This window comes from Alphaproteobacteria bacterium LSUCC0684 (assembly GCA_041228335.1).
Classification (GTDB): Bacteria; Pseudomonadota; Alphaproteobacteria; order Puniceispirillales; family UBA1172.
The window spans coordinates 2,128,639-2,148,367 of the sequence record CP166130.1 but is presented as its reverse complement, the minus strand read 5'-3'; the positions used below and the strand labels follow the sequence as shown (position 1 = coordinate 2,148,367).

Sequence of the window (19,729 nt, the reverse complement as noted above, 5' to 3'; positions counted from 1 at the left end):
GGGGATCAGTCCCTCAGCAGATCATTGATCGAGGTTTTGGATCTGGTCTTTTCATCCACCTTCTTGATGATGACGGCGCAAGAGAGATTAGGTCCGGGCGTGCCATCAGGCAGAGGTTTGCCAGGCATTGATCCTGGCACGACAACGGAATAGGCGGGCACGCGGCCGATGTGAACCTCACCGGTGTGCCGATCGATGATCTTGGTTGATGCGCCGATGAAAACACCCATGGAAAGAACAGCGCCCTGTTCCACCACCACGCCTTCGACCACTTCGGAACGTGCGCCGATGAAACAGTCATCTTCGATGATGACCGGCCCGGCCTGAAGCGGTTCAAGCACGCCGCCGATCCCGGCCCCGCCGGAAAGATGAACATTGCGGCCGATCTGGGCGCAGGAGCCGACGGTGGCCCAGGTATCAACCATGGTTCCGCTATCGACATAGGCGCCGAGGTTGATAAATCCCGGCATGATCACCACGCCTGGGGCAACATAGGCAGATTTACGCACCACGCATCCGGGCACGGCACGAAAGCCCGCATTGCGGAAACGTTCGGCATCCCAGCCGGAGAATTTCGACGGCACTTTATCCCACCAGGTGGAAGCCCCGACACCGGGATAGTCCGGCCCGCCCGGGATCACCACCATGTCATTGAGCCGGAAAGACAGAAGAACCGCTTTCTTGAGCCACTGGTTGACAACCCAGTCGCCCTGGCCGCGTTGCTCAGCCACCCGGGCCTTGCCGCTATCGAGCATTTCGAGCGCCTCTTCAACGGCCTCACGAACAGCGCCGCGAGTCTCCAGGGTTACGCTGTCCCGGTTGTCCCAGGCGTCGTCGATGGTTTTTTCAAGATCAGTGCTCATGCATCTCTCCGTTCGTTATCTGGGGTTGCCCGGTTAAACCTGCCTTAAGAAGGTTTTAAGGTCATGGGCGATAAAATCAATGTATGCTGTCCCAAGCTCATCTTTGGTATTCTCAAGATCATGTTTCAGCAACACCGTGGTGATGCCCATTTCGGCGGCAGGTTTGAGATTGACGGCCATATCCTCGATCATGACAGCGGCTTCAGGGTCGATGCCAGTCCGGAGGAGCATTTCCCGATATATGGCCGGGTCCGGCTTGGGGCGGTGCTGCGATTCGATAATGTCATAGATATAATCGAAATGATGGCGAATGCCATAGGCATCAAGAATGCGCGTGGCATGGCGGGTTGTTCCGTTGGTGAAGATCACCTTGCGTCCGGGCAGGGCGCCGATCCGCTCATCCAGTTCAGGATCATAGGCCAGTTCGGAAAGATCAATATCGTGAACAAAGGCCATGAATTCGGCGGGATCCATGCCGTATTCCTTCATCAACCCGGAGGCCGTGGTGCCGTAGCGGCGAAAGAGATCTTTCTGGCGGGCATGGGCGGCATTTCGATCAAGATCAAAAAGATTCTGGATAAAGAGCGTCATCCGATCGGAAACCTGCTGGAACAGGCCTGAGGCCGCCGGATAGATCGTGTTGTCGAGATCAAAGATCCAGCCAGTATATCGGTCAGCGGCAAAGGGGCGTTCGGAATATATCATCGTGATGCCACCGCGAGCAGTTCGGTCAAGGGATTACCCACCGGTAATGATCGTGCCGAGACCGTGTTCGGTGAAGAGTTCCACCAGCACGGCATGAGTTTCACGTCCATCGAGAATGACCGCGCCTTCACATCCACCCGTCACCGCATCAATGCAGGTGCGCACCTTGGGGATCATGCCGCCGCTGATGGTGCCGTCGGCGATCATGGCCTCGGCCTGGGTGATCGACAACTGCTGGATCACATGGCCATCCTTGTCCATGACGCCGGGAACATCGGTGAGCATGAGCAGACGCGTTGCCCCCATGGCGGCGGCGATCGCACCGGCAGCGGTATCGGCATTGATATTATAGGTGGTGTTGTCCTCACCGGCCGCGACAGGGGCGATGACCGGAATCATGCCGGCGCCGATCAGTGCATCAATCACCAACGTGCGGATCTCGTGCGGTTCGCCCACGAAGCCGAGATCGACATGATTTTCGATATTGCTGTCGCCGGTCTTCACCCCGAGTTTGCGTGCTCTGATCAACCCGCCATCCTTGCCGGATATGCCGACGGCCGGGCAGCCGGCCTGGGTGATCGCCGAGGCAAGGGATTTATTGATACCCCCGCTCAGCACCATTTCCACCACCGAGATGGTCTCCGCATCGGTGACGCGCAGGCCGTTGACAAAAGCCGAAGGGATATCGAGCTTCTCCAGCATGGCGCCGATCTGCGGGCCGCCGCCATGGACAACCAGCGGGCAGGCACCGACCTGATGCAGGAGCACCATGTCTTGCGCGAAACTGCGGATCGCTTCCTGCTCACCCATGGCATGACCGCCGAATTTGACCACAAGCCGATGGCCGGAATATCGGCGCATGAAGGGCAGGGCTTCGGTGAGAACTTCGGCCTTGGCAAGCCATTCATGGCGAATATCGGGGGCGGTGGCGCCGGTGGTTTTCATGATTTCATATCCTCTGCGATATCAGGTCAGGTTTTGCCCGAATTTTGCAAGTCTGGCAAGGCAATGCACTGCTGAAAGTCTTTAATCCGGATTTGCAAGTTCGGTGATATGGGCGCGCAAGAGAGGGATGCCAAGCCCTTTTTCCGATGACGTGGCAAAGACACCTGGCCAGGCGGCAACATGACGGGCCGCCTCATCGCTGGTTCGTTTTTCAACTTCGCGCGCCTCGGTCGCTTTCAGCTTGTCAAGTTTGGTCAGCACCACCGCCCAGGAAATGGCGGCGTCATCAAAAATCTTCATGATTTCAAGGTCGGCCTCGCCGATGCCGCGGCGGCTGTCTATCAGTAGCATGACCCGCCGGAGCGATGCCCTGCCCTTGAGGAAAGCAAGGGTCAGCCCGGTCCAGGCCCGGATATCGGTCTTGGATGCCTTGGCATAGCCGTAGCCCGGCAGATCAACAAGACTGATCCTGCCGCCAAGATCAAAGAAATTGAGCTGCCGGGTGCGCCCCGGTGTCTGGGACGTCCGCGCCAGCGCCTTCTGCCCGGTCAGGGCATTGAGCAACGAGGATTTTCCCACATTCGAGCGGCCGGCAAAGGCCACTTCGGGCAAATTCATGGGCGGCAGCTGGGCGATCGTGGTGGCGCCTGCAGTAAAGGTGCAGGTTCCGGCAAACAGTTTCCGCCCTTGCTCGATCAGGATATCCTGATCCGGATCGCCGGAGGCCGCCATGTCGTCAACGAGCCTTTTCCGCCTTTACCGACCGCATGATCGCCCATTGCTGAATGATGGACAAAAGGTTGTTCCAGGTCCAGTAAATCACAAGACCTGCCGGGAATGTCGCAAGCAGGAAGGTGAACATCAGCGGCATGAACTTGAAGATCTTGGCCTGAACCGGATCAGGTGGCGGCGGGTTGAGCGACATCTGCACAAACATCGTGATCCCCATCAGAAGAGGCCAGACGCCCAGATTGATGAAATCAGGCAGGCCACCCGTGCTGAAGGGCAGAAGCCCGAAGAGATTGATGATCGAGGTCGGGTCCTTGGCGGAGAGATCAGCCACCCAGCCGTAAAACGGGGCGTGCCGCATCTCAATGGTGACGAACAGCACCTTGTAGAGGGCAAAGAAGACGGGGATCTGCAAGAGCACCGGCAGACATCCTGCGGCCGGGTTGATCTTCTCATCCCGATAGAGTTTCATCATCTCCTGCTGCTGGCGCTGGCGATCATCGGAAAACCTTTCCCGCAACTCCTGAATCTTTGGCGACAGTTCACGCATCTTGGCCATGGATTTATACGACCGGTTGGCAAGCGGGAAGAAAGCCAGTTTCACCACCACGGTGAGAGCAAGGATGGCAAGACCGAAATTCCCCAACATCCCGAACAACCAGTTGAGGGCATGGAAGAACGGCTTGGTCAGGAAAGGAAACCAGCCCCAGTCAATGGCGTGATCAAGACGCTCAATCGAGAGTTTGTCGTTATAGCCAAGCAGAACATTGATCTTTTTCGGGCCGGCAAAGAGATGGAATTCACGGCTGAGCGTTGCGCCCGGCTCAAGCCGTGTTGTCGCGGTGCTGAGATCAACCTGGGCAGGCGCGCCTTCGCCGCCGGGTCGCCGGAAGCCGAAGGTCACTCCATCCTGTTCAGCCGGGATGAGGGCCGTCAGCCAGTATTTGTCGGTAACCCCGATCCAGCCGTTGACCCCCTGGCTCTGGTATGTCTGGCCCGCGATGCCGATATCGCCAATATCGTCGTAATGGACTTCGGTCTTCTCATCTTCGGCGAAGACACCGATCGGCCCTTCATAGGAAATGAAGAAATCCGAAAGGCTGGGCAGGTTGCGGCGGATGCGGGCGAACTGGCGCAGATCAACGCTGCTGCCGCTGCCATTGGTGACTTCGGCGCGGATGGTGATCATATAGCCGTCATCAACGGTATAGATGAGCCGGTAGCTCATGCCGTCTTCCCCCTCATGGCTGAGGGTAACAGGGCTTGCCGGCGAGAGGCTTGAGGTATCGGCGGTCCAGGTGGTGTTCTTGTCCACCAGCCGGTTGCCGGCCGGATCAAGGAAGAGGATTTCAGCAAAATAACTGTCAGGATCCCCGGTTGCGCGGAGCAGCGGTACCCGGTTTTCATCCCCGGCGGCGTTGAGGCCGTAATTCAGAAGTCTGAGATCATCAAGCCGTCCGCCCGCCCGGGAGACCGTGCCGCCGAGAAGAGGGGTTTCGATCGGCACCCGCGGCGCGGAGATCACAGCAGAAATGGGTTCGTTTCGGGAAATTACGATTTGCTCCCCGGTGGCGGCAGGCAGGCTTTCCACCGTCTGCCCGGGAAATGCGTCCTGTTGGGCCGGTTCTGGCATGAAATAGATCTGATACACCACCAGAATCAGCATGGATATGGCAATTGCGGCGATCAGATTCCGGTTGTCGGAATTCATGGAAACTCACTCCTCAAATTTGAGCGTTGGCGATAACCCTACTCATTGTTTCTGCGTCTTTCGGGGGCGTGCTGACACGTCCCTGAAACACCGTCGGGCACCGGATCATAGCCTGATCCCCCGAAAGGGTGGCAACGCGCCAGGCGCCTGGCTGTTAAATAACCACCTTTGAGCGCGCCATGCAATTGAATTGCGTCAATGGCATAGCGTGAACAACTTGGCTCATACCGGCAATTCGCCCCGGTCAGCGGGGAAATGAAGAGCCGATAGAAATGGATCGGGAGCAGCACGAGGCCAAGCCCGGCCCGGCGCATCCCGCCAGCAACGGCGGATATGGCACCACGCATTGCCATCAGATCGATTTCCGCCCGTGTCGTGAGAGGAGATGAAGGCAATCCGCCTCAAGGCGCTGCCAGGGTATCTGGCCGGTATTGTGCCGCGCAATCAGAACATAGTCACAAGACGGGTCGGCACGCGGCAGAAGGCAATCCCGGGCCAGCGCCCGCAACCGCCGTTTTGCGCGGTTGCGCTGAACCGCGCCGCCGATCTTTCTCGTTGCCGTAAACCCGACCCGCGGGCCAGCCTGATCAGGCCTTTTGCGAACCTGAAGAACAAGGGAGGCTGAAACAAATTTGTCTCCAACCTTGGCGGCGGAGACAAAATCGCGTCTGGATTTGAGAATGCTGACCCCCGGCATCACCGGAAGCCCTCAGGCGGAAAGGCGCTTGCGACCCTTGGCACGGCGTGCCTGAAGTACACGGCGACCACCAACAGTGGCCATGCGGGCGCGGAATCCATGACGGCGCTTGCGCACCAGATTGCTGGGCTGGAATGTCCGTTTCATGACAGCAACTCCTGATTTCGGTCACGAATGAATGATTGGAGGGGTCTGTATAATAAAGACTTAAGCTCTAGTCAATCTCAAAGACGGCAAGAGGTCTTCTTCCGCACACCTGCCTATCCTTTAGGATAGGTGGTCGTGCTAATTGAGTTAATTTCCTTTTAATTAATCTAATTTTAACTTTTATATTATACAAAAGGATAGGTTCAAAACTATTGGAATGCAAAATTGATGCAACACAGATCCGGGTCCAGCATTTTATCCTTGCGGCTTCTGTCGGCGGTGACCGGCCTTGTTTTCTTTTTTGGCCTGGTGGTGATCGTTTTTCTCTCAGGCATATATCATGGACAGGTAATGGAAGCTCATATCGAAGAGCTTTTCTATCTGGCCGAGCATAATCTTGAAAATCATCATGACAACCTCACGGTGCCTGTTCCGGCGGGGTTTGGCGTGGCGGCGGTCGTTGATGGCGCGGCCTCGAACTGGTCCGGCGATGCGCGGGTGGTCGAGGCCGTCCGGGCCATGGAGCCGCAACAATGGGACAGTGGCCTCGTTACGCAAATCGGCAAGGCTCTTGCGGCGTCGCTCGGGGTTGAAGATGGACCTGCCTATTTCCGGATTAACTCGGCTGATCTTGTCCATGATCATCTCCATGGACGCCTGGGGGGGATTGAGGAAATTCTGGCGATATTTCCGGCAAATTTCATGACGGAAAGCATGAATATGTTTTACCTGGGGGGCATAGGGATACTGCTGTTGATCTCATTTGGCATCGGCCTGCCGTTTGCGCTGGTGGTGCGGCGGCAGATTGTCGCTCCGCTCGGCCAGCTCATTGATGACATGACGTCGTTTTCGCGCAACCTCTACACCCCGAAGAAAGGGCAGAATCCGAACGAGGACAGTTCAATTCTAGGCGAGGCGCAATATGCGTTGCGCCTGCTCCAGCAGGAAACACGCAAAGAGCTGATCCAGCGCGACAAACTGGCATCGGTCGGCGGGGCGGTGGCCAAGATCAATCATGACATGCGCAACGTGCTGGCGTCTTCCATGCTGCTGAGCGATACGCTCACCGCCAGCGAAGATGAGGATGTCAGGGAAGCGGCGCCGCTGATGATCAGCTCCATCGAGCGTGCGGTCATGCTCTGCAACCAGACGCTTGAATATCTGAAGCCGCAGGCTCCGCTCAATCCATCTTCGACACGCATGGACAGCATGTTGGCGGAAGTCCAGAAGATTATCGGGATCTCCGTTGAGTATTCCGGTCCGGCCAGCATGTGGCTCGATGAAAAGCAGTTTTTCCGCCTGATGAGCAATCTTGCCGGCAATGCCCATAATGCTGGTGCCAGCAAGGTCACGGTGACGGCACGGCCGGCGGGAAAGCATGTGTTGATCGATGTTGCCGATGACGGGCCCGGGATCAGTTCAGCCATCCGCCGGAAACTTTTTACCCCCTTTCAGGGGGGAGCGCGGGGCAGGACCGGTCTCGGCCTTTCGATTGCCCGGGATATCGCCGTCAGCCATGGCGGTGATATGCGGCTCAACAGTACGGGGGATAAAGGCAGTGTCTTCCGTATTCAGCTCCCTGCCATGGTGCTCAAGGACAAGGCAGGGTGAAGGCAGAAAACCCGGGGAGGGCGGATTTCACCCCCGTGGCTGCTGGCCCACGATGGGGATGATCGGCTGAGGTTCCATGTCCCAGGGGAAGAAAATCCAGGTATCCTGGCTGACCTCGGTGACGAAGGTGTCCACCAGCGGCCGCCCTGCCGGTTTGGCATAGGCGGTGGCAAAATGAGCCTTGGGCAGCATGTTGCGCAGGGTTTTTGCCGTCTCGCCTGTATCCACGAGATCATCGACAATCAGCCAGCCTTCCCCATCGCCAGCCTGGGGCGCGGGTTTGAGAATGTTGAGCGATCCCTGCCTGTTGCCATCATAGGAGGCGATGCAGGCGGTTTCGATCATCCGGACTTCAAGCTCACGCGCGACGATGGCCGCCGGCACCAGCCCGCCCCGGGTGACGGCGATGATGCCCTCAAAAGGCCCGAGATCAAGCAGTCGCCAGGCCAGGGCCTTCGAGGTTCGATGCAATTCTTCCCAGGATACGGGAAAGGATTTCTGGACATCTCTCTGGCTCATGATGGCAACTCCGGCTTTTTAAAAGATTTACCCGAGCACTTTATCGAATTCCGGTGATGCTGTCACGAGATCACGTGCGGGAGGCGAAAATGGGGCGGAACGGGCGCATCACCGCCGTAATCTTCGGCAATGAGGGGCTTGCGTTTTGCAGGAAAAGACTCTAATAGGGTCTCAACGCGCTCGTAGCTCAGCTGGATAGAGCACCAGACTACGAATCTGGGGGTCAGGAGTTCGAATCTTCTCGAGCGCGCCATTTCCTCAGCAAAACCTTTATCCTTTTCCTACTGGCTTGAGTGCTGTTTTCATTGGCAGAAAAGCATCGGCTGGATCGCCGTTGACCTTCTCCTTTTTGTTTTCGGCCTTCCTCTTACGGGGGATGATAGCTCTTTTCTTAGGGTGTGAGATTTCCATTTTACCTGTAATCCCCAATTCATACCATAAATTGTGTCCCCGCTTTTTATAGCCACCATATTGTGTTATTCTGCCGCATTGTTGCACTGATGCCTTAAGGCCGGTGCGGGGCACTGGCGGGATAGTATCGCAACAAACAGGGTTCAGGCTTTTCTACCCATCGAAATCGCCTGGGCATAACTGATTGCAGCGACAAGCTGCAATCCTGAAAAAGAAGGGGGGGAGAATATGTCCTCATCTATTCATAATACCGAATATTCCTTTTCTTCGGAGCAGGCGGTCGTCGGGGCGCAGATGCTGTTCGTCGCCTTCGGTGCGCTGGTTCTTGTTCCCATCCTGACCGGGCTTGATCCGAACGTGGCGCTGTTCACGGCAGGGCTTGGCACGCTGATCTTTCAGTTTGTCACCCGCGGGCAGGTGCCGGTCTTTCTGGCGTCGTCCTTTGCCTTTATCGCGCCGATCATCTACGGCGTGCAGACATGGGGCCTGCCGGCAACCATGGGCGGGCTGGCCTGTGCCGGATTGCTCTATGTGGTGATCAGCCTTGCCATCCGGGTTTTCGGGGTGGGGTGGCTGCATCGCACCTTCCCGGCGATCGTGGTCGGGCCCGTGATCATGGTGATCGGCCTGTCGCTCGCGCCGGTGGCGGTGTCCATGGCAACCGGCGTTGCCGGCTCGGACCAGATCTTTCCGAAGTCATCGTCGCTGCTGATCGCCGCGATCACCCTTGCCGCCACCCTGCTGACGGCGGTGATGGGCCGGGGCATGATGCGTATCGTCCCGATCATTGTCGGTATCGTCACGGGTTATGTTGCAAGCCTCATCATCGGTTCGATGGCGGGGGTCAGTTTCGTCAATTTCGGTGCCGTCAGTTCCGCGGCCTGGTTTGCCATTCCATCCTTCACCCTGCCCGAATTCCAGTGGGCGGCGATCATCTTCATCGTGCCGGTGGCCATCGCCCCTGCGATTGAACATTTCGGGGATATCATGGCGATCAGCGGGGTCACCAAAAAGGATTATATGACCTCCCCCGGCATCCACAAGACGATGATGGGCGACGGTCTTGCCACCAGCGCGGCCAGCCTGCTCGGCGGGCCACCGAACACCACCTATTCCGAAGTGACCGGTGCCGTCACCCTGACCCGGGCGTATAACCCCGGTATCATGACCTGGGCGGCGATTTTTGCCATCCTCCTTGCCTTTGTCGGTAAGCTGGGCGGCCTGCTCAGCTCCATTCCGATGCCGGTCATGGGCGGGATCATGATCCTGATGTTCGGCCTGATCACCACGGTCGGGATTTCGGTGATCGTCAAGGCAGCCACGGATATGAACAACCCGCGGAACATTTCCATCATGGCGATCATTCTGGTGGCGGGTATCGGCGGGCTTTCGGTGCCGCTGGGGGGTGAGTTTGCGCTTGCCGGCATCGGTCTTGCCGGGGTGCTCGGGATCATCCTCAATCTTGTTCTGCCGGAGGCATCCGAAGACTAGATTTTTCATCCCATCGATCCAAGCACGCGGGCTCCGGGATCCTCGGGGCCCGTTTTCATTTCGGGGGTTCGGCCGGAGTTGCGCCGGGGAGACAGCGAGACAGGCCTTCAGAGATTGGCGGTGCGGATGGCTTCGATCACGGCCCGGGTCACCTCTTTCGTGGTCGCCGTGCCGCCCACGTCAGGGGTGAGGATACCGGTAGCAGAGACCTTTTCCACCGCATCCATCAGCCTTGCGGCGGCTTCCGACTCCCCGAGATGATCCAGCATCTGGGCGGCGGTCCAGAAACTTGCCACCGGATTGGCAATCCCCTTGCCGGTGATATCGAAGGCAGAGCCATGGATGGGTTCAAACATTGACGGGAAACGGCCTTCCGGGTCGATATTCGCCGTCGGGGCGACGCCAATACTGCCGGAAAGCGCGCCGGCGAGATCGGAGAGAATATCAGCGTGAAGATTGGTGGCAACGATGGTGTCGAGGCTTTCGGGATGAAGCGTCATGCGGACGGTCATGGCGTCGACCAGCATCTTGTCCCAGGTGACATCCGGAAATTCAGCCGCAACCTCGGCGGCAATTTCATCCCACATCACCATGCCATGACGCTGGGCGTTGGATTTGGTCACGACGCAGAGAAGCTTCCTCGGGCGCGACTGGGCCAGCCTGAACGCGTATCGCATGATACGGGTGACGCCGGCCCGGGTGAAGACGGCAACTTCGGTGCCGACTTCTTCAGGGTAGCCGCGATGGACGCGCCCGCCACAGCCGGCGTATTCGCCTTCGGAATTCTCGCGCACGATCACCCAGTCAAGATCGCCCGGGCCGACATTTCGCAAAGGTGAGGTGATGCCGGGGATGATGCGGGTCGGCCGGACATTGGCGTATTGATCAAATCCCTGGCAGATCGGCAGTCTCAGCCCCCAGAGGGTGATGTGATCCGGCACATCCGGGGCGCCGACGGCGCCAAAATAAATGGCGTCAAAATCCTTGATCTGATCAAGGCCGTCTTCGGGCATCATCCGGCCGTTGCGGTGATAATACAATGACCCCCAGTCAAACCGCGTTACCGCAAATTCGAGCCCCTCCATCCGCCCGGCAAGGGCGTCCAGCACTTCAAGCCCGGCGTCGATAACTTCCGGGCCGATGCCATCCGCCGGGATGGCCGCAATCGTGTATCGGGTCATTTCATTCACTCAAGGTCAGGTAAGAACAGAGGTTCTACCTATCACAGCCATAGGCGTCCTGCATAGCCCCAAGCACCAGCAGGGTTGCGGCAAAATCAAGATCGGTGTCGGGACGCTCCAGCCAGTCAAGGGTGGTGGCGCGAAGCTGATCGGGCTGGATGCCATCGGGAAGGCAGAGCTTTCTCGTCTCGCCTTGTGTCTTCTGGGCGATGAGATCCATGGTGGTGAAGGCATCCACCGCGCCGGTGATATAGACAATGCAGATCGCATCATCCGACGGGTTCTGTGAGGTGCAATAGAGGCTCAACTGCCTGCCGTTGATGAAATCCGCCCGGGCGGGCAGGGCGAGAACCGAAAGGAGAAACACAAACCCGAAAGCGGCCCTGAAACGCTGCCGGAACAGCCTGTTGAGCAGAGGTGTCATGGGGTTCTCCTTCGGTGGTTCAGGTGGTTTCAAGAATGATTTTCGGCGGCGCGGTACCGTTATGCACATCCATGAAGGCGCCAGCGCCGTCATCCAGCGGCCGGATTTCAGCCCAGCCATCGCCGCGGACGATGCCCCGGGCAAGAAGATCAAGCGCAGCCGCAAAATCCCTTTCCTGATAGCAGTAGGTGCCGCGGAAGCGGATTTCCTGCAAGGTCAGTTTGCGCGTATCAAGCCCGCCGTCACTATCCTGAAGGCCGATATGCACGATCGTGCCCCCGGGCCGGGCCAGATGTGATGAGGCCGCCCGGGTCAGTTTCGAGCCGACCGCATCATAGATGATATCCGCGCTGTCAGGGGCCGGGGTTTCGTCTCTCGGATCATAGGTGCTGGCAAGACCCAGATCTTCGAGCAGGGCCCGCCGGTGCGGGCTGGTTTCGGCAATCCGGATATTGCCCAACCCCTCATCGCGGAAGACGAAAGCCGCGAGCAGGCCGATCGCGCCGCCGCCGAGAATGACAACCGAGGAGGCGGGATCATGGGCGCCATCTTCAAGGGCAAGGCGAACGCCATGCACCGAACAGGCCAGCGGTTCAGCCAGCGCCGCCTCCCTGAAGCTGAGATGATCGGGGATGGGCGAGAGATTGCGCTCGGCGATCGCGACCTTCTCGGCGAAGGCCCCGGGCACGCGCATGCCGATGAGCTCCCGGTCAGGGCAGAGATGCTCACGCCCGCCAAGGCAGGCCGGACAGTCGCCGCAGGTCATCAGCGGATTGATGGCCACGCGCTGGCCCTTGAGGCGGCCATTTTCGGCCACGCCCACCGCCTCATGCCCAAGGACGAGCGGCGGCACCCGCCGTTCATCATGGCCGTGCCAGGCATGCATGTCGGAGCCGCAAAGCCCGCAAAAGGCAAGGTTGACCACGACCTGATCTGCCTCCGGTTCAGGCAGGGGAACATCGCGGATTTCAGCCCGCTCAACGCCGGTATAGACTAGTGCTTTCATCAACTGCCCCGATCAGGTTTTCTTCGGCTGGGTTGTTCAATTAAAGTTTTCCCCGGGAAAGTATTTGCGCAAGCGCACATCGGCGGCGCGTGCATGGCCTTCCATGCCTTCGAGCCGGGAGATCCGTGCCGCGGCCTGACCAACCTCACGATTGGCTTCCTCGGTCATCCGCTGGGTGGTCACCACCTTGATGAATTTATGCACCGACAACCCGCCGGTGTAATGGGCCGCCCCCTTGGTGGGCAGAATATGGTTGGTGCCCGAACATTTGTCGCCATAGGTGACGGTGGTCTCCTCGCCGATGAAGAGCGAGCCATAGTTCCTGAGCCGGTCCGTGTACCAGTCGTTCCGTGCGGTATGGACCTCAAGATGCTCGGCGGCATATTCATCGGAAATTGCGGCGGCCTCCTCATCGCTGTCGCAGAGAATGACCTCCCCGTAATCGCGCCAGGCGGCGGTGGCGGCGTTCCGTGCAATTTCGGGCAGGGCATTGATGTGCCTGTCCATCTGCTCCATCACCGCATCGGCAAGGCGGCGTGAGGTGGTGATCAGCCAGGCGGGGGAATCCGGCCCGTGTTCGGCCTGCGAGACCAGATCTTCGGCAACGACGGCAGGATCGGCGCTGTCATCGGCAATGACGGCAATTTCGGTGGGGCCGGCGAACATGTCAATCCCGACCTGGCCATAGAGCATGCGCTTGGCCTCGGCGACAAAGCGGTTGCCCGGCCCGACCAGAATACGGGCAGGCTTGCCGGTGAAAAGCCCGAGGGCCATCGCCGCAATCCCCTGCACCCCGCCGAGGGACAGGATAGTGTCAGCCCCGCAGAGATCCATGGCATAGAGGATGGCGGGGTTGGGCCCGTCATTCCCCCGCGGCGCGGTGCAGGCAATGACGTTTTCAACGCCGGCCACCCGCGCGGTGGCGATGGACATGATGGCCGAGGCCACATGGGAATACCGTCCGCCGGGAACATAGCAACCGGCGGTTTCGATGGGGATCAGTTTTTGCCCGGCCCAGAGACCGGGGGAAAGTTCGGTTTCAAATTCATGGATTGAATTCTTCTGCGCTTCGGCAAATTTTGTCACCCGGTCATAGGCAAACTGGATGTCATCCTTAAGCTGCTGAGACACCTCCTTTGCGGCGGCGGCGATGGTCTCCTCTGAGACGATCGCCTCACCTTCATAACCATCAAGATCCCGGCCATAGGCAAGGGCGGCATCTTCCCCCCCTGCTTCGATCCGGGCCATCATCTCGGCGACGATGCGGCGGGTTTCCTCGGTGCCCGTCTGGGGGGTCTTCTGGGCTTTCTTAAGATAGGTAACAGACATGGTTCCTCACATACTCCAACAAAGAGGGTTATTTGCCATAGATATATTCAGGCAGCCACAGGGCGATTTCCGGGAAGATGAAGATCAGCGTCAGCCCGATGAGCTGGATCACCATGAACTGCATCATGCCGATATAGATGTCTTTCAGATCCCATTCGGGCACCACGCCTTTCAGGAAATAGGCCGATAACGCCACCGGCGGGCTGAGCCAGGCCGTCTGCAGATTCACCGCAACCAGAATACCGAACCAGGTCAGGTTGATATCGAGTTTGATGAGAACAGGGATCAGGATAGGCACGATGATCAGCACGATCGGCACCCATTCCAGCGGCCAGCCCAACAGGAAGATCAGGGCCATGATGATGATCAGCACCAGGGTCGCCGACATTTCCCATGAAAGGAGAAATTCCGTCAGCATCATCGGCGTTCCGAGGCGCGAGAACACCGCCCCGAAGAAATTGGACGCCGCCACAAGGAACAGGATCAGCACCGAGATTTCAAGGGTTTTCACCAGCGCATCAAACAGCCGCTGGCGGTTGAGCTTGCGGTAGACCAGCGACAGCACCAGCGCGCCAAATGCCCCGCAGCCCGCACCTTCGGTCGGCGTCGCCCAGCCAAAGAGGATGGAGCCGAGCGCAAACGCCACCAGCGCCGATGGCGGCACCAGACCCATGAAGAATTCATGCCAGAGATCGGAGAAGAAGAACCCCGCTGGCCGTGCGTTCTTCACCCAGATGGAAGCGGCATACATGATCCCGGCCCATCCCAGCGGCAAGAGGAAGGACGAGAACGGGAACAGCCCCGCGAGATTGCCGGAGAGCGCCTGCACCATCAGCGTGAAAAGGATCACGATCGAGCTGATGACCAGCAGGGCTTCAAGCCAGTAGAGATTCGAAGTCTTGGGCTGATCTTCGGCCGGAAGAATAGGGCCCAGCGACGGGTTGAGCCAGCAGCGCAGCAGCGCATAACCGGCATAGAGCGAGGCCAGCATTATCCCGGGGATGATGGCAGCGGAGAAGAGATCGGTCACCGGCACTTCAAGCACCGGCCCCATCACCACCAGCATGATCGAGGGCGGGATGAGAATGCCGAGGGTGCCGCCGGCGGTGATTGTCCCCGCCGCAAGCCGCACATCATAGCCCGAACGGTTCATCGTCTTGGCCGCCATGATCCCGAGAATGGTGACCGAGGCGCCGACAATACCGGTGGCCGCGGCAAAGATGGTCGAGACAAAAAGCACGGCAAGATAGAGCGCCCCGCGTGTCCGCGACAGCATCAGCTGCACCGAGGTGAAAAGCCGTTCCATAAGCCCTGCCTGTTCCATCATGATCCCCATGAAGACAAAGAGCGGCACGGCGGCCAGTGTCTGTTCCAGCATCACGTTGTTGAACTGCAGCGTCTGCAGGTAGAAGACCAGTTTGCCGCTGAAACCCCAGGCCCCGAAGACAAAGGCAAGAAAGATCAGGGTAAAGGAGATGGGGAAGCCGACAAAGATCGCCAGGAGCATCACCGCGATCATGATGACCCCGATCCACTCACCGGGGATGCCTCCTGCGCCCTTGAGCGTAATATCAGCAAACTCAACAAAAGGTATCAGGCCCGGATAAAAGGTATTCGAGAAAATCACCAGCAGGACCACGACATAAAGAGGGATGAGGCGGGTGATCAGCCGACGTGTCTTGTCATCGAGCGCATGCAGGCAGCGCAGGGTTTCGGCGATGCCCTGAAGCAGCAGAAACAGCGCGCCAAGCGGCATGGCCGTCCGCGCCGGTGCCAGCGGCGCCATCAAGGTGGTGTCCATCGACCGTTCCCAGGTCAGCCAGGCCTTGAGGGTGTAATCGGTGGAAATCTTGAGGAAGAAGATCATGGCCGGAAAATAGAACAGGAAATAGAGCGCTGTATCCACCAGCGCCTGTGTCCGCGGCGACCAGTTCCGGAACAGGAAATCAGCCCGGATATGCACCCCGCGCATCAGCGCGTACCCGGCCCCGAGCATGAACATCGCGCCGCTGAACATGCGCGAGGTATCGTAAGCCCAGGTTGTGGGTGAAATGAAAACTTTGCGTGCCACCACTTCATACACCATGGCGGCAATAACCGGGATCAGCAACAGGCAGGTCAGTTTCCCGACCCAGTGATTGAGCAGATCAATATTTCCCACGAGAAATCTCGCGACGGGATGCATGTCTTCCGGTGTTTGCCCGGGCTGGTCTGCCCGTCTTTCTGCAATCAGCTCATCGGTAATGTCAAGATCACCGATCGGTTCATCCGCAGCCATGTCTGTTCTCCCTGCCCTGTGCTTGTGTTCGGTCAGCAGGAGCACCGGCGGCGCTCCTGCTGGTGGTGATGTTACTTCACGCTATCGGCAAAAGCCTTGCCCAGCGCGGCGTTCGATGCCTGTGCTCCGGCCCAGAACGGGACGGCGATGGCAGCAAAATCCTTCTGGGACTGCCAGACCTTGGCAAAGAAGGCGTTTTCCGCGGCGTTCTTTTCCAGCGATGCCTTGGCGGCATTCATGTAGGCCGGGAAGTAATCCGCCGGCGTATCATGCAGGATGACGCCGTGATTTTCCGTCAGGTCCTTGAGTGCCTTGCCGTTCTCGTAGATCCGGTAGGACATGGCCTTGGACAGCGACGCATTGGCGGCAACTTCAAGAGCTTTTTTCTGGTGATCGGTGAGGGAGTTGTACACATCCCCGTTAATGTAGAGGTCAGCGTTCACCACCACCTGATGGAGGCCCTGCAGATAGTAATGCTTCAGGACTTTCTGGAAACCGAAGACGGAATCCGGCTTCGGGCAGCACCATTCAGCGGCATCGATCGTGCCTTTTTCAAGTGCAGGCAGGATATCCCCGCCACCCATGGCTACCGATGCAACACCGATATCCTTGTAGGTCTGGCCGGGAATGCCCGGAGGTGTCCGGAAACGATACTTGCGGAAATCTTCCATTGAGTTGATCGGCTCCTTGAACCAGCCCAGCGCTTCCGGGCCGACGGGCTGAAGCATGAAGCCCTTCACGTTCACGCCCATTTCACTCCACAACTCGTCATAAAGCTCACGGCCACCGCCGTACTGGAACCAGGACAGAAACGCGATATTGTCGATCCCGACACCGGCGCCAGCAACAGGTGAGCCGAACAGCATGGCTGCCGGATGCTTGCCGGACCAGTAATGTGTCCAGGCAAAACCACCTTCGATGAGGCCGGAATCAACAGCGTCAAGAGTTTCCTGAACGCCGACAACGGCCCCGGCTGGCAGTACCTCGATTTTCACCTCGCCATTGGTCAGGGCCGCGACGTCAGCGGCAAATTCATTGAGCATCGTCACTTCGTCCGCTGCGGCTGGAATAACCGACTGAACCCTGATCGTGACTTCCTTGGCCTGAACCAGGGCTGGTACAGCGAGCATGGCCAGACCAATGATGGCTGACGCCGCTGCGCTGAGCAGTTTATTTAGGTTTGACATGAGTATCCTCCCTGTCATTTGCACATGCCTTCTCTGGGTTGTTGAACGGTCATCAGGTTTGGTGAAGGCTTCCAGCCCTGATGCGAATTCCGCTCTACTCTATCGGGGATCAGGCTGGCCGTTCACGGCTTTGCCCGATCTGCCCAATTCCTATTGCAGGCCATGGTCCGGCGCTCCTTCACGCCACGAGTTGCCATGGTCTTAATTCCATCATCCCGTCATAGATCATCACCCCCGCAAGGTAGATCAGAAAGAACAGACCAAGATATGAAAGCCATCTGTAGCGCACCATGATGCGCATGATCATGGAGGCGAAAAACGCCATCAATGCGATTGCCAGCGCCAGCCCGAAGACGAGAAGGGTCGTGTTGTCCCGGGCGATGGCGGCAACCGCAACAATATTGTCGATCGACATGGACACATCGGCAATCAGGATCGTGATGAGCGCCCGGCCGATGGTGTTGGGACGTTCCGTTTCATCCATCTCTTCGGGGGTGGCTGCGGTGCCTGAATTGAATTCCTTGAGATCCTTGTAAAAACGCCAGCACACCCAGGCCAGCAGCCCGCCGCCGATGAGAAGTATTCCCTTGATCCCCAGCAGGAAGGAGGCAATCACCGCAAAGAAGATCCGCAGCCCGGCTGCCATCGCCATGCCGAAGACAATGGCCCGCCGACGCAGTTTCGGGCTGAGCCCGGCGGCGGCCATGCCGATGACAAGGGCATTATCTCCGGAAAGGATGATATCGGCAAAAATGATCTGGCCGATGCGGGTGATCGTCGGCAGATCGAACGCCAGTCCTTCGAGGGCAAGCCCGGTCATCCCGCGTCCTCCAGTACCATCGACGAGAGTTTGGCGCCGATCATGATCGCCGGGGCGTTGGTGTTGCCCGACGTGATGGTCGGCATGATCGAGGCATCGGCAACCCGCAGCCCCGTGATGCCGTGAACCCGGAGCCGTTCATCCACCACCGCCATATCATCGCGGCCCATCTTGCAGGTGCCGGTCGGATGATAGATGGTGGTGGCGGTGTTGCGGGCCCAGTCCAGGATGGCCGCATCATCATCCGCGGCCACCGCGTCGCCCGGGGCATGTTCTGCCGTGATCAGGGACCGGACCGGATCGAGCCCGGAAATCCGCCGCGCCATCTTGATCCCTTCAACGAGGGTGTCGCAATCGGTCTTGGTCGCAAGATAGTTCGGGTGGATGGCGGGGTAATCGCCCGCCCGGCCCGATTTAAGCGTGATATGACCCGTGCTTTCGGGACGAAGCTGGGTGACCGAAGCGGTGAAGGCCGAAAAGGGATGTGTTCCTTCACCGGGGCTGTCAGCGCTGAACGGCTGGATATGAAACTGAATATCGGGGGTATGCCTCTCTGGATGCGTTTTCAGAAACGCGGCGCCAAGGCTGGCGGCCATGGTCATCGGACCTGACCGGGTGAAGGCAAACTGGATGGCGATGCCGACTTTCTGAAAGATGTTCCGGGTTTCGGTATTGATGGTGCTGGCCGAACATTTGAACACCGGCCGTGCCTGCAGGTGATCCTGAAGATTCCGGCCGACCCCGGGCAGGGCCCGGATGACGGGTATCCCGTGTTTCTTTAATGTCCCGGCAGGGCCGATGCCCGACAGCATCAGGATCTGCGGGGAGTTGATGGCGCCGGCAGAGAGGATGATCTCCCGCCGGGCGGTGAGTTCCTGGACATCATTGCCCCGCCGGATCGTGACGCCGATGGCGCGATTGCCCTCAACCCGGATACGCTCCGTGAGGGCATGGGTGAAAACCTCAAGATTGGGGCGGCGGCGTGCAGGTTTCAGAAACGCCACCGCGCTGCTGCAGCGAAGGCCAGCTCTCATGGTCATCTGGTAATTGCTGACCCCTTCCTGATTGCCGCTGTTGTAATCATCGGTCCAGGGATGGCCATCCTCTACCGCCGCCTTCATCCAGGCATCGACAATTTCACGCCGCAGCCTGTTTTCACTGACCTCCAGCGGGCCATGGCCACCGCGATCGGCGCTCTCTCCCCGCTCCCATTTTTCAATCTGCCTGAAATGCGGCAGGACATCATCCCATCCCCAGCCGGTATTGCCCAGCTGGCGCCAGTGATCGTAATCCTGCGGCTGGCCGCGAACATAGAGAAGCCCGTTGATCGAGCTGCTGCCGCCAAGCACCTTGCCACGCGGCCAGTTCAGCGAGCGGCCGTTAAGGCCGGGGTCAGGTTCGGTCTGGTAGCACCAGTCGGTGGCCGGATTGCCCATGGTCTTGAAATATCCCACGGGAATATGAATCCAGGGCGAGGTGTCCGGGCCGCCGGCTTCAATGAGGCCGACCCGGTAATCCGGGTTTGCCGAAAGCCGGTTGGCGACCACGCATCCAGCCGATCCCGCGCCTATGACCAGAAAGTCAAATTCCACCCTCACCACCAAATCAGTTAAAAAATGAGACTAATAGTCTCTTTTTATATATAATAATCACACGATGCCTGATTCGGTTCAGC

At 58.6% G+C, this 19,729-nt stretch carries 19 protein-coding genes, 1 tRNA gene and 1 pseudogene; 3 read left to right on the top strand and 18 right to left on the bottom strand.

Going from position 1 to position 19,729, the window contains the following annotated elements; translation table 11 throughout:
- Positions 1-5: 5 nt before the first annotated feature.
- The 8 genes from dapD to rpmH form a co-directional block, all read right to left on the bottom strand.
- On the bottom strand, positions 6-863 hold the full coding sequence (gene dapD, locus AB8880_10295; protein ID XDZ65307.1) for a 2,3,4,5-tetrahydropyridine-2,6-dicarboxylate N-succinyltransferase: 858 nt from the start codon (positions 861-863) through the stop codon (positions 6-8).
- A gap of 33 nt (positions 864-896) precedes the next feature.
- The gene (locus tag AB8880_10290) at positions 897-1,568 is read right to left on the bottom strand and encodes a pyrimidine 5'-nucleotidase (protein ID XDZ65306.1); all 672 of its coding nucleotides are present in this window, start codon (positions 1,566-1,568) and stop codon (positions 897-899) included.
- Positions 1,569-1,601: 33 nt separating this feature from the next.
- The gene (argB, locus tag AB8880_10285; protein ID XDZ65305.1) at positions 1,602-2,513 is read right to left on the bottom strand and encodes an acetylglutamate kinase; all 912 of its coding nucleotides are present in this window, start codon (positions 2,511-2,513) and stop codon (positions 1,602-1,604) included.
- Positions 2,514-2,594: 81 nt separating this feature from the next.
- Complete coding sequence (gene yihA, locus AB8880_10280) at positions 2,595-3,245, bottom strand: ribosome biogenesis GTP-binding protein YihA/YsxC (GenBank protein ID XDZ65304.1); 651 nt, start codon at positions 3,243-3,245, stop codon at positions 2,595-2,597.
- A gap of 4 nt (positions 3,246-3,249) precedes the next feature.
- Positions 3,250-4,953 (bottom strand): membrane protein insertase YidC, encoded by a 1,704-nt coding sequence (gene yidC, locus AB8880_10275; protein ID XDZ65303.1) that lies wholly within the window; start codon positions 4,951-4,953, stop codon positions 3,250-3,252.
- A 38-nt stretch (positions 4,954-4,991) separates the two neighbouring features.
- On the bottom strand, positions 4,992-5,306 hold the full coding sequence (yidD, locus tag AB8880_10270) for a membrane protein insertion efficiency factor YidD (GenBank protein XDZ65302.1): 315 nt from the start codon (positions 5,304-5,306) through the stop codon (positions 4,992-4,994).
- Positions 5,306-5,650: a ribonuclease P protein component gene (gene rnpA, locus AB8880_10265; protein XDZ65301.1), complete on the bottom strand. Its 345-nt coding sequence runs from the start codon at positions 5,648-5,650 to the stop codon at positions 5,306-5,308. Before rnpA ends, yidD begins: the two co-directional genes overlap by 1 nt.
- Positions 5,651-5,662: 12 nt before the next feature.
- Positions 5,663-5,797, bottom strand: coding sequence for a 50S ribosomal protein L34 (gene rpmH / locus AB8880_10260; GenBank protein ID XDZ65300.1), 135 nt, complete (start codon positions 5,795-5,797; stop codon positions 5,663-5,665).
- A 228-nt stretch (positions 5,798-6,025) separates the two neighbouring features.
- Here rpmH and AB8880_10255 point away from each other — a divergent pair, with 228 nt between their 5' ends.
- Complete coding sequence (locus AB8880_10255; GenBank protein XDZ65299.1) at positions 6,026-7,408, top strand: sensor histidine kinase; 1,383 nt, start codon at positions 6,026-6,028, stop codon at positions 7,406-7,408.
- 27 nt (positions 7,409-7,435) lie between these two features.
- Here the strand turns inward: AB8880_10255 and gpt are convergent, their stop codons facing one another.
- Positions 7,436-7,927: a xanthine phosphoribosyltransferase gene (gpt, locus tag AB8880_10250; GenBank protein ID XDZ65298.1), complete on the bottom strand. Its 492-nt coding sequence runs from the start codon at positions 7,925-7,927 to the stop codon at positions 7,436-7,438.
- Between the two features lie 176 nt (positions 7,928-8,103).
- On the opposite strand from gpt, the gene AB8880_10245 reads away from it, so the two are divergent.
- Together AB8880_10245 and AB8880_10240 are read left to right on the top strand one after the other, a co-directional pair.
- Positions 8,104-8,180: transfer RNA gene (locus tag AB8880_10245), tRNA-Arg, on the top strand.
- Between the two features lie 386 nt (positions 8,181-8,566).
- Positions 8,567-9,829: a uracil-xanthine permease family protein gene (locus AB8880_10240; protein ID XDZ65297.1), complete on the top strand. Its 1,263-nt coding sequence runs from the start codon at positions 8,567-8,569 to the stop codon at positions 9,827-9,829.
- Positions 9,830-9,936: 107 nt separating this feature from the next.
- Here AB8880_10240 and AB8880_10235 read toward each other — a convergent pair whose 3' ends face one another.
- The 9 genes and pseudogenes from AB8880_10235 to AB8880_10195 all read right to left on the bottom strand — a co-directional run bounded on the left by AB8880_10235 (position 9,937) and on the right by AB8880_10195 (position 19,646).
- A complete protein-coding gene (locus tag AB8880_10235) occupies positions 9,937-11,010 on the bottom strand; it encodes a tartrate dehydrogenase (protein ID XDZ65296.1) in 1,074 nt (357 codons plus the stop codon).
- A 34-nt stretch (positions 11,011-11,044) separates the two neighbouring features.
- Entirely contained in the window at positions 11,045-11,434 is a 390-nt protein-coding gene (locus AB8880_10230; protein ID XDZ65295.1) for a Rap1a/Tai family immunity protein, read from the bottom strand.
- A 19-nt stretch (positions 11,435-11,453) separates the two neighbouring features.
- Positions 11,454-12,440, bottom strand: a complete 987-nt coding sequence (locus AB8880_10225; protein XDZ65294.1) for an alcohol dehydrogenase catalytic domain-containing protein — start codon at positions 12,438-12,440, stop codon at positions 11,454-11,456.
- Between the two features lie 36 nt (positions 12,441-12,476).
- The gene (gene hisD, locus AB8880_10220; protein ID XDZ65293.1) at positions 12,477-13,769 is read right to left on the bottom strand and encodes a histidinol dehydrogenase; all 1,293 of its coding nucleotides are present in this window, start codon (positions 13,767-13,769) and stop codon (positions 12,477-12,479) included.
- A 28-nt stretch (positions 13,770-13,797) separates the two neighbouring features.
- The gene (locus AB8880_10215; GenBank protein XDZ67059.1) at positions 13,798-15,315 is read right to left on the bottom strand and encodes a TRAP transporter large permease subunit; all 1,518 of its coding nucleotides are present in this window, start codon (positions 15,313-15,315) and stop codon (positions 13,798-13,800) included.
- 210 nt (positions 15,316-15,525) lie between these two features.
- Positions 15,526-15,855 (bottom strand): annotated as a pseudogene (locus AB8880_10210) (TRAP transporter small permease subunit).
- 263 nt (positions 15,856-16,118) lie between these two features.
- Positions 16,119-17,177 carry a TRAP transporter substrate-binding protein gene (locus AB8880_10205; protein XDZ67058.1) on the bottom strand — a complete coding sequence of 353 codons (1,059 nt, stop codon included), beginning with the start codon at positions 17,175-17,177 and terminating at the stop codon, positions 16,119-16,121.
- A gap of 235 nt (positions 17,178-17,412) precedes the next feature.
- Entirely contained in the window at positions 17,413-18,054 is a 642-nt protein-coding gene (locus tag AB8880_10200; GenBank protein XDZ65292.1) for a YjbE family putative metal transport protein, read from the bottom strand.
- On the bottom strand, positions 18,051-19,646 hold the full coding sequence (locus AB8880_10195; GenBank protein ID XDZ65291.1) for a GMC family oxidoreductase: 1,596 nt from the start codon (positions 19,644-19,646) through the stop codon (positions 18,051-18,053). The genes AB8880_10200 and AB8880_10195 overlap by 4 nt, the downstream gene beginning before the upstream one ends.
- Between the last annotated feature and the right edge of the window lie 83 nt (positions 19,647-19,729).

Bases quoted from the DNA above. Each gene is read 5' to 3' on its own strand.
- AB8880_10200 (XDZ65292.1), bottom strand. From the start codon at position 18,054: ATGACCGGGCTTGCCCTCGAAGGACTGGCGTTCGATCTGCCGACGATC.
- rpmH (XDZ65300.1), bottom strand. From the start codon at position 5,797: ATGAAACGGACATTCCAGCCCAGCAATCTGGTGCGCAAGCGCCGTCAT.
- gpt (XDZ65298.1), bottom strand. From the start codon at position 7,927: ATGAGCCAGAGAGATGTCCAGAAATCCTTTCCCGTATCCTGGGAAGAA.
- yidD (XDZ65302.1), bottom strand. From the start codon at position 5,306: ATGGCAATGCGTGGTGCCATATCCGCCGTTGCTGGCGGGATGCGCCGG.
- AB8880_10290 (XDZ65306.1), bottom strand. From the start codon at position 1,568: ATGATATATTCCGAACGCCCCTTTGCCGCTGACCGATATACTGGCTGG.
- yihA (XDZ65304.1), bottom strand. From the start codon at position 3,245: ATGGCGGCCTCCGGCGATCCGGATCAGGATATCCTGATCGAGCAAGGG.
- argB (XDZ65305.1), bottom strand. From the start codon at position 2,513: ATGAAAACCACCGGCGCCACCGCCCCCGATATTCGCCATGAATGGCTT.
- dapD (XDZ65307.1), bottom strand. From the start codon at position 863: ATGAGCACTGATCTTGAAAAAACCATCGACGACGCCTGGGACAACCGG.
- AB8880_10235 (XDZ65296.1), bottom strand. From the start codon at position 11,010: ATGACCCGATACACGATTGCGGCCATCCCGGCGGATGGCATCGGCCCG.
- AB8880_10225 (XDZ65294.1), bottom strand. From the start codon at position 12,440: ATGAAAGCACTAGTCTATACCGGCGTTGAGCGGGCTGAAATCCGCGAT.
- AB8880_10255 (XDZ65299.1), top strand. From the start codon at position 6,026: ATGCAACACAGATCCGGGTCCAGCATTTTATCCTTGCGGCTTCTGTCG.
- yidC (XDZ65303.1), bottom strand. From the start codon at position 4,953: ATGAATTCCGACAACCGGAATCTGATCGCCGCAATTGCCATATCCATG.
- AB8880_10205 (XDZ67058.1), bottom strand. From the start codon at position 17,177: ATGCTCGCTGTACCAGCCCTGGTTCAGGCCAAGGAAGTCACGATCAGG.
- AB8880_10230 (XDZ65295.1), bottom strand. From the start codon at position 11,434: ATGACACCTCTGCTCAACAGGCTGTTCCGGCAGCGTTTCAGGGCCGCT.
- rnpA (XDZ65301.1), bottom strand. From the start codon at position 5,650: ATGCCGGGGGTCAGCATTCTCAAATCCAGACGCGATTTTGTCTCCGCC.
- hisD (XDZ65293.1), bottom strand. From the start codon at position 13,769: ATGTCTGTTACCTATCTTAAGAAAGCCCAGAAGACCCCCCAGACGGGC.
- AB8880_10240 (XDZ65297.1), top strand. From the start codon at position 8,567: ATGTCCTCATCTATTCATAATACCGAATATTCCTTTTCTTCGGAGCAG.